This window comes from Chloroflexus sp. MS-G (assembly GCF_000735195.1).
In the GTDB taxonomy this organism is placed as follows: Bacteria; Chloroflexota; Chloroflexia; order Chloroflexales; family Chloroflexaceae; genus Chloroflexus.
In genome coordinates this window covers 1-6,987 of record NZ_JPIM01000169.1, presented here as the reverse complement: position 1 = coordinate 6,987, position 6,987 = coordinate 1, and the positions used below count along the sequence as shown (strand labels likewise).

Sequence of the window (6,987 nt, the reverse complement as noted above, 5' to 3'; positions counted from 1 at the left end):
GCGGTCAGGCACGCCAGCCGGTGTGGCGCCTGGCACTCGGACCGCGGCGTGGATGGGTAGGGCACCAGGGGCGCCGTCACGCACGTCCCGCAGCGGGTGGCGGGTCCGCTGACGATGGCAGCGAGGGCCGACCACGCGGAACCGTGGGTGCTGCTGACCGATCTGTCTCCTGTGCCTGTGGGACGAAGCGGGCGTTCGCCAATGCACGTCGATGGGCTGAGCTGGGCAGCGCGGCCAACTGCCGTTGCCGGGCAGGATCTGGTGGTGGCGGTGGTCACGTGGTAGATGGGAGCCGTCGGCACGCGGATCGACAATGCCGAACCGTCGGGAATTCCGCCCGGTCGTCGGTGGCGCAGGGGGAGATCAGCCTGCGCTAGTGGGGGATGCACTCGTGGCGCTGGGTGCTGCGCACGGGTGATGGTGGCTCTGCTGGTGGTTGTGCCTGAGACCTACGCCTCAAAGCGATGACAGGATCACCATACCTATCGATACCCCATCCCAATGCTTGAAATCGTCCTACTCCCCCTTTTTTAAACTTCCCTGCGTTGGAGCTAATGTATCTATTGTTAGATACTTTGTGAAGATTTGCACACATTTGAATCTTCATTTATACTATCCCGCACAGTTCGCATATTATCGCTCCGGAGCCTGCCGATGTCCCACGGGATTGTGTTGTTACTGGAACCTGATGAAACGCTACGCTCTGACCTGATGGACTGCCTGCACGAATGGTCGTGGGCCGTGTACCCCCTTACCGATGTCGCAAGCGCCATTGACGCGCTCGCCCACCCGCTGGTTCGCTGGTGTCTCCTCCATATTGCCGACCACCCGTCGCATGTCGACACCCTCGCGCACCTGCACGCTGCGCTGCGCCCGGAGCAGCGGGTCCTTGTTGCCATGGCAGGCGATCCGGCAGGCTCGCTTGCAGAACTATCCTCACCGCAGATGACCTGGGTTGCGGCTCCCTTGACCCGTACCGTGCTCGAACAGATGCTCGAACCACGCGGTCGACCCGCCCCTGATCCGACGGATGACGATGAGCGGGCGGACCAGGGGGCTGGGCCACGATTGAAGATGGATCTGACAAGACGCCGTGCGTGGGTTGGTCAGCGCGAGATCCGGCTTAGTCGCTTAGAAGCTCGGCTGCTGTCGTATCTCGCACGGTACAACGGGATGGTGTGCAGTTATCGCGATCTTGCGGAACACCTGTACCACCGGCGTGACTCTGATCTCAGACGCGTGGTGCAAGCCCGGATGCAATATCTGCGCCGGAAACTGGAGCCGGATCCGCAGCAGACGCGCTATGTGCACACAATACGCGGGATTGGCTATCGGCTGACGATGACACCGATCGCCAGTGATGGTTCACCGGAGATGCGCCGAAAGTTGCAACGGGCCGTGCTTATCAAGGGGTGTTGATGGGGGCGGGGCGCCGCGAGGGCGGGTTGCGCGGCCATCGGCTGCCGATGCAGCGCCACAGTACCGGTACCGTGCGTCGTGCAGGAAAGACCTGAACACAATGGTGTATTGGTATTGGGGCGAGTGCTCGACCCGCCCCTACCACATCCGAGGGTGTATCCTGTTCCAGGAGTACCCCTCCACGGCAGGACGCACCTCGGAAAGTGCCATCACCTGCTACTGGGAGTGACTCGCCGCGTGCTCACAGCATCTTTCCCGCCCCACCTCGTGTCGATCAACACCACCCATCCGACACTGCGCGCACGTCCGGCAGGGTTGGACAGACTACGCATGCCTGCGTGCCTGTCCGAACCATTGTCGCACGGTGCAACGAATAACACGCGCCGACGGCGGAACACGCAACATAGAACCACGAACCTTTTTCGGGACGGGAGCTGATATGGCATACTGGTGGTATCGCCAGCAACGAAGAGAGGTACGCCATACCAGCTCCCCGATTCGTGCGGCCGCTCGACGCGGCCGAGTGCGCTGCGCTCCAGGAGCGCTCCCGAACGACCAACGCCGCCGACGAGCGTTCACGCAAATGCTGCTGTTCTCCGCTCGTGGCCAGACGGTGCCGGAGATTGCCGACCTGACCCTTTGCGATGACGACACGGTGTTGTACTGGCTGAAGCGCTCTGAGGCTGAGGTCTCGGCGGGCCTTGCCACTAAACCTCACTCCGGGAGGCCACCCAAAAGCTGCTACCCCCTGCCTAGCGGGGCCACGCCGAGGTGAAACGGTGCGCCACCATCTGCACACCCTCGGCTACGCCGTGATACGGCCAGTGCTGAGCATGAGCAGCCCGGATGAGCGCTACGCTGAGAAGGGGGAGAAACTGCGCGCCCATCAAGCGGTAGCCAAACGTGGCGAGGTTGTGCTGCTGTTCGATGACGAAATGGACCTTCATGTGCTGCCAAGCATCGCTGGGTGTTGGACCAAGCGTGGCAGCCAACGTAAGGTTCCAATGCCCGGCAAGAACCAGAAGTGCTACAGCTTCGGAGCGGTAAATACGGTCACCGGTGCGGTCACGCGCCTGATCCGCGAACGGAAGAATAGCGAAAGCTTCTGTGCTCTTGTAGAAGCGATTGTCGCGGCCTACTGCCCTGGCGAGTGCCGGAAAGGGACGAAGATGGTGCGAGTTGTGGACAATTTCATCATCCATCGCAGCAAGGCGACGCGCAAACTGCTGGGGCAATACGCCGATTGCTTAGAGGGGTGCGAGCGGCCGACCTATGCACCGCAGCGCAACGTGATGGAGTTGCGCTGGAAGCATCTGCAGCGCAAGGTGACGCATAACTACCTGTTCGCGTCGGTCGCCGCCCTCGTCGCTGCGGTCGAGCAGTTCTCTGCGGAGTTGGACAACCAACCGGCGACCGTCCTGTCTGTCATCGGCTGTGCCGAATGACTTCTGTGGTTTTATTTAGACGAGGGACGGTGCGCGCACCGCCCCTCGCGTGCTGTGACCGGAGATGTCGAACCGGCGCTACGCCATCGGCGGCGACGGGATCCGCTCACCGTCCTGGTCATCGCTGCCCATCCGTTCGCGGAGGAGCTGCACGGCGCGTGTCTGGAGGGCTTTGGTGGCACCCAGCGTGCGTCCGAGCTGGCGGGCGGTCTCCGGCAGGGGAAGATGGTACACCACGCGCAACAGCAGCACCTGGCGGTAGATCGGCGGCAGGCTCGCCAGCGCCAGCCGTAGCTCCTGCCGCTCGGCCAGCCGGGTGAGATGGGTCTGGCCATCGTCAGTGCTAAAATCGGCTAGGACCATCGCACTGAACGGAATGGTACGCCCCTGGCGTCGCTGCAGATCGATGCTCAGGTTGCGGGCGAGGCGGAAGAGCCAGGTAATGAGCGGCACACCGCGGTCTTCAAAGGTATCGGCCCGTTCCAAAAAGCGGACAAACACATCGTGGTGGGCATCGCGGGCGAGGTCGGGGTCACCGAGGCGACGCAGGAGATAGCTGAACAGGCGTGGGCCGTAGGTTTCGTAGACCTAGCTCAGCGCGTGGGGGTCACGATTCCGGATAGCGGCAATCAGGTCGTGCGGGGGCAGGGATGACATCGTGTGCTCCAATCGGTGTTCAAGAAGCGGATCCTGATACGACCTACAATAGCAGGAATAAGCGGGGAAAACGGTAACAATTTGGCGACATTTTTGCGTGCACGGGGGGGATGGGGGTGACAGAAGTATTGGGGCGATAGTAAGAAGTTGAGGATGCGGGGCAATGGGAGGCGGGGCGGCAGAGGTGTTAGGGAGATTTTAATGCGGATATCGTTGACGTTTACAACAACGGATTCCGTGCAGGGATTTTGGTTTTTTGAAAACATACTCGATCAAAACACGAGCGCAAACAGTGTATGGTGGTTTCAATCCCCTCGCGGGGATTTTGGTTTTTTGAAGGCAACTGGTGAGCGCGGTGGATGGTGATGGGGCAGCAATCCCACGTTTCAATCCCCTCGCGGGGATTTTGGTTTTTTGAAGAGGTTAATCCTCAGGATCTCGTTGGTCGTCGTGTACTCTTTCTGTTTCAATCCCCTCGCGGGGATTTTGGTTTTTTGAAGGGACGGGTACGGGAGGGTGAACACGCATGGATGACGATGCTGAGCCACCATACGGCGTTGGCGCTTGCGCTTGCGCTTGCGTCGCTCACCCGTGACGAGAGCGACCGACAACCCGGCGAAGCGTATCTCTCGCAGCAGATGCATGCGCTCGGCGATATCCTTCCGTTCCTGCATGCCGATACCCGTCACCACCTCTTGTCCCGTTCGCATTGGCGACGATACCGGGGACGATGCATCCGCATGGTGGAGGATGGCACATATCACGCATGCCATACGGATGCATGGTGAACGAGCGACGACGGTTCCTCCGTCCATCCCGTGCGTCGCATGCACGTATGGCATCACTCGGCTCCATGGCATTGCTGGTCAGCGCCTGTCCTGCGGTCTCGTTCCCAACAGGAATCGGACGACCCCGCATTGCCATGTATTTCCCGATACCGACCGGGAAGGAAACACCCATCACCGATCCGGGCAGATGGAATCGCACGCGATGCATGATGGTCGGTTCGCGATACCCATGCACCCAACCGAGCACGCAGCATCCATGCGATCGCACCCGTTGGGAAAGAGACATCGTCGCAGGGGCAGGCCGGATATCTGACATCTGCCCCTGGATGCCTCGTTCGGGAACGTATCGGTAGCCTCGCTCCAGACGATTGAGGTCTTCTGATGCTGTGCCCATCCCGTATGTCCTCGAGGTGGTTCACCTACCGGGGGGGATATCACGGATACGATAACCTCCCAAGACACACCGGGACGGCATGCAGGACGCCGCACCGGTTCCACAGCCGATACCGTCGTCCTACTCATATGCCATAGAGACGGTGAGCCAGCCGTACACTTCTTGACCGTGAAAGAGCGAAAAGAACGAAGGGGGAACCGAGAATCTATCCGGTTCATACCAGATCTCATTGAGCCGGGCGAGGATGTCGGTGCATGACCACCGTTGTCGAACTGCCTCACGAAGGACGCCGGTGTTGATCCCGAACACCGCGTACTTCAGGCCGAGTACACGAACATAGTACGGGACGGCTAACAGAAACTCATCGGTTGAGTTCCCATACGTTTCTCGGCGCAAGATGTCGATCATCGCGTCGCGATGAAGCTCTGGGTCATAGACGGCATTGGGGAACCGACACTGCACGACGGTGGCGATCATCGACAGGAGGTCCGAATCGAACGTTGGCACGGGAACGTCGCTCGGAATCGGTGGGGCATAGGCAGCGGAGATCGTGGGGATAGGCGTTGGGCGGACCGCTGCGGTCGGAGCTGGTGTTCCGGTCGGTGGAACCGGTGTTCCGGTCGGTGGAAGCGGAGAACCCACCGCCGTCTCGGCGACAGACGCCGTCGGGATCACCGCAGATGCGGTGGGATCAGGAGCAGCAGGGGTCGCTGTTGGTTGCCGTTCGGTTGGTGTCGGACGTGGGGTGGTCGGTGATTCTGGTGTTTCCTGCTTCCCCATCGGTATCGGCGATGGTTCGGGAGGTGCCGTACTACACCCGATGCATGCAACGAACAATCCCACGATACAGATGATGTTCCCGATGATGGTGATGAATCGCATAGCTTCCTCCACAGCGTCACACACATGCGTTCTGTGTGCGGGATTATACCACAACAACGTGTGCGGCATATGTTTCAATCCCCTCGCGGGGATTTTGGTTTTTTGAAGGTTGTTTGTAGTCACGCCGTTCCGCCGCCCGCGACAGTAGGTTTCAATCCCCTCGCGGGGATTTTGGTTTTTTGAAGGTTGTTTGTAGTCACGCCGTTCCGCCGCCCGCGACAGTAGGTTTCAATCCCCTCGCGGGGATTTTGGTTTTTTGAAGGTACCGACCCTCTTCCCCCGCCTGCTCCGTTTGAAGAAAGGGTTTCAATCCCCTCGCGGGGATTTTGGTTTTTTGAAGTCCGCGTTCCAAACTGCACTAAAAAGACCCGCGACGCTCGCGGATGTTTCAATCCCCTCGCGGGGATTTTGGTTTTTTGAAGTCAAAACGTTCGTTCCCGAGCACAACATCCTCAAAATTACCGGTTTCAATCCCCTCGCGGGGATTTTGGTTTTTTGAAGGCCCGTCTTGCCGGAGTCATCACAAAATCAAAACCGGCATTACGTTTTTCAATCCCCTCGCGGGGATTTTGGTTTTTTCTAGACCGGCAAAGTCAGCTTGACGTGACCCCACTGAAGACGTAGGATAGCGACACATCGCTGTTTCGTGAAGGAGTCGCGCATGAAACGCTTGAATCGCCCGACGGCTGTGCGCAGCGAGGTGCTGCAGTGCCTGCAGCCAACCTGTCCGCTCTGCGGTGGACCGACCTGGCGACAGGATACCAATCGCCGACGGGTGGTCACGCTGGAGGGGGTGGTCGAGTTGCGCCTGCGCATGCAGCAGTGCCGCACGTCGACCTGCCCACGCGCTCACACACCCTACCGTCCCGAGGCCGAGGGGCGCTAGAGCCTGCCGCAGCACGAGTTTGGCTGTGATGTCATCGCCGAAGTCGGCCGTCTCCGCTCCCAGGAGCACGCCAGCGTCCCTGCGATCCACCAGCGCCTCCAGGCCCGCCACCTGCCGATCAGCGAGCGCCGGGTGACCAACGTGCGCGACCGCTCTGATGCGCTGGTGGCGCTGCAGCTGAACGACCCGGCCCGGCTCAGGGCGGCGACGCAGGCGGCTGGGAAGGTGGTGCTGGCACGCGATGGCCTGCAGCCGACGGTGGGGAACGACGTCCGCTGGGGAGTGCGCGACTGGCTGTCCGGCGCCATCCTGCTGGCGCGCAGCCTGCTGGCGGCCACCGCTGACGACCGCACGCCGCTGCTGCCTGCGGTCAAGGCGGCGCTTGCCGTCCCAAGCGTCGGGGGCATCGCGGCTGGTCAGCCGTCGGTGCGCAACGCGATTGCGCAGGCGCTGCCGGATGTGCCGCATCAGCGCTGCCAGTTTCCCTCCCTGCAAGCGGCGGCCACGCTGGTCTCC

6 protein-coding genes, 2 pseudogenes and 1 CRISPR repeat array are annotated in these 6,987 nt (G+C 60.9%); of the genes and pseudogenes, 5 read left to right on the top strand and 3 right to left on the bottom strand.

The window, feature by feature from the left end:
• Nucleotides 1–114 precede the first annotated feature (114 nt).
• The 3 genes from JE47_RS21865 to JE47_RS21140 all read left to right on the top strand — a co-directional run bounded on the left by JE47_RS21865 (nucleotide 115) and on the right by JE47_RS21140 (nucleotide 2,864).
• Nucleotides 115–285, top strand: a complete 171-nt coding sequence (locus JE47_RS21865) for a hypothetical protein (RefSeq protein WP_160173301.1) — start codon at nucleotides 115–117, stop codon at nucleotides 283–285.
• 369 nt (nucleotides 286–654) lie between these two features.
• Complete coding sequence (locus JE47_RS21145) at nucleotides 655–1,419, top strand: winged helix-turn-helix domain-containing protein (RefSeq protein ID WP_031461262.1); 765 nt, start codon at nucleotides 655–657, stop codon at nucleotides 1,417–1,419.
• A gap of 779 nt (nucleotides 1,420–2,198) precedes the next feature.
• Nucleotides 2,199–2,864, top strand: a complete 666-nt coding sequence (locus JE47_RS21140; RefSeq protein ID WP_031461260.1) for an IS630 family transposase — start codon at nucleotides 2,199–2,201, stop codon at nucleotides 2,862–2,864.
• 78 nt (nucleotides 2,865–2,942) lie between these two features.
• On the opposite strand, the pseudogene JE47_RS20760 reads toward JE47_RS21140, so the two are convergent.
• From JE47_RS20760 to JE47_RS0118970, 3 genes and pseudogenes are all read right to left on the bottom strand, one after another.
• Nucleotides 2,943–3,437, bottom strand: a pseudogene (locus JE47_RS20760) (RNA polymerase sigma factor); the annotation flags it as partial.
• Nucleotides 3,438–3,907: 470 nt separating this feature from the next.
• A complete protein-coding gene (locus JE47_RS22610) occupies nucleotides 3,908–4,363 on the bottom strand; it encodes a hypothetical protein (protein WP_442856928.1) in 456 nt (151 codons plus the stop codon).
• A 460-nt stretch (nucleotides 4,364–4,823) separates the two neighbouring features.
• Nucleotides 4,824–5,585 (bottom strand): hypothetical protein, encoded by a 762-nt coding sequence (locus JE47_RS0118970; RefSeq protein ID WP_031461259.1) that lies wholly within the window; start codon nucleotides 5,583–5,585, stop codon nucleotides 4,824–4,826.
• Between the two features lie 71 nt (nucleotides 5,586–5,656).
• Nucleotides 5,657–6,168: direct repeats of the CRISPR family, unit length 37 nt; unit sequence GTTTCAATCCCCTCGCGGGGATTTTGGTTTTTTGAAG.
• 78 nt (nucleotides 6,169–6,246) lie between these two features.
• Between JE47_RS0118970 and JE47_RS21135 the strand changes: the two genes are divergently transcribed.
• Nucleotides 6,247–6,471, top strand: a complete 225-nt coding sequence (locus tag JE47_RS21135) for a hypothetical protein (protein WP_051871215.1) — start codon at nucleotides 6,247–6,249, stop codon at nucleotides 6,469–6,471.
• Between the two features lie 132 nt (nucleotides 6,472–6,603).
• Nucleotides 6,604–6,987: pseudogene (locus tag JE47_RS21130) on the top strand (ISNCY family transposase); the annotation flags it as partial.

What these genes read in the sequence shown, in the direction of transcription:
- JE47_RS21135 (WP_051871215.1), top strand. Translation starts at nt 6,247, where the DNA reads ATGAAACGCTTGAATCGCCCGACGGCTGTGCGCAGCGAGGTGCTGCAG.
- JE47_RS21145 (WP_031461262.1), top strand. Translation starts at nt 655, where the DNA reads ATGTCCCACGGGATTGTGTTGTTACTGGAACCTGATGAAACGCTACGC.
- JE47_RS21865 (WP_160173301.1), top strand. Translation starts at nt 115, where the DNA reads ATGGCAGCGAGGGCCGACCACGCGGAACCGTGGGTGCTGCTGACCGAT.
- JE47_RS0118970 (WP_031461259.1), bottom strand. Translation starts at nt 5,585, where the DNA reads ATGCGATTCATCACCATCATCGGGAACATCATCTGTATCGTGGGATTG.
- JE47_RS22610 (WP_442856928.1), bottom strand. Translation starts at nt 4,363, where the DNA reads ATGCCATACGTGCATGCGACGCACGGGATGGACGGAGGAACCGTCGTC.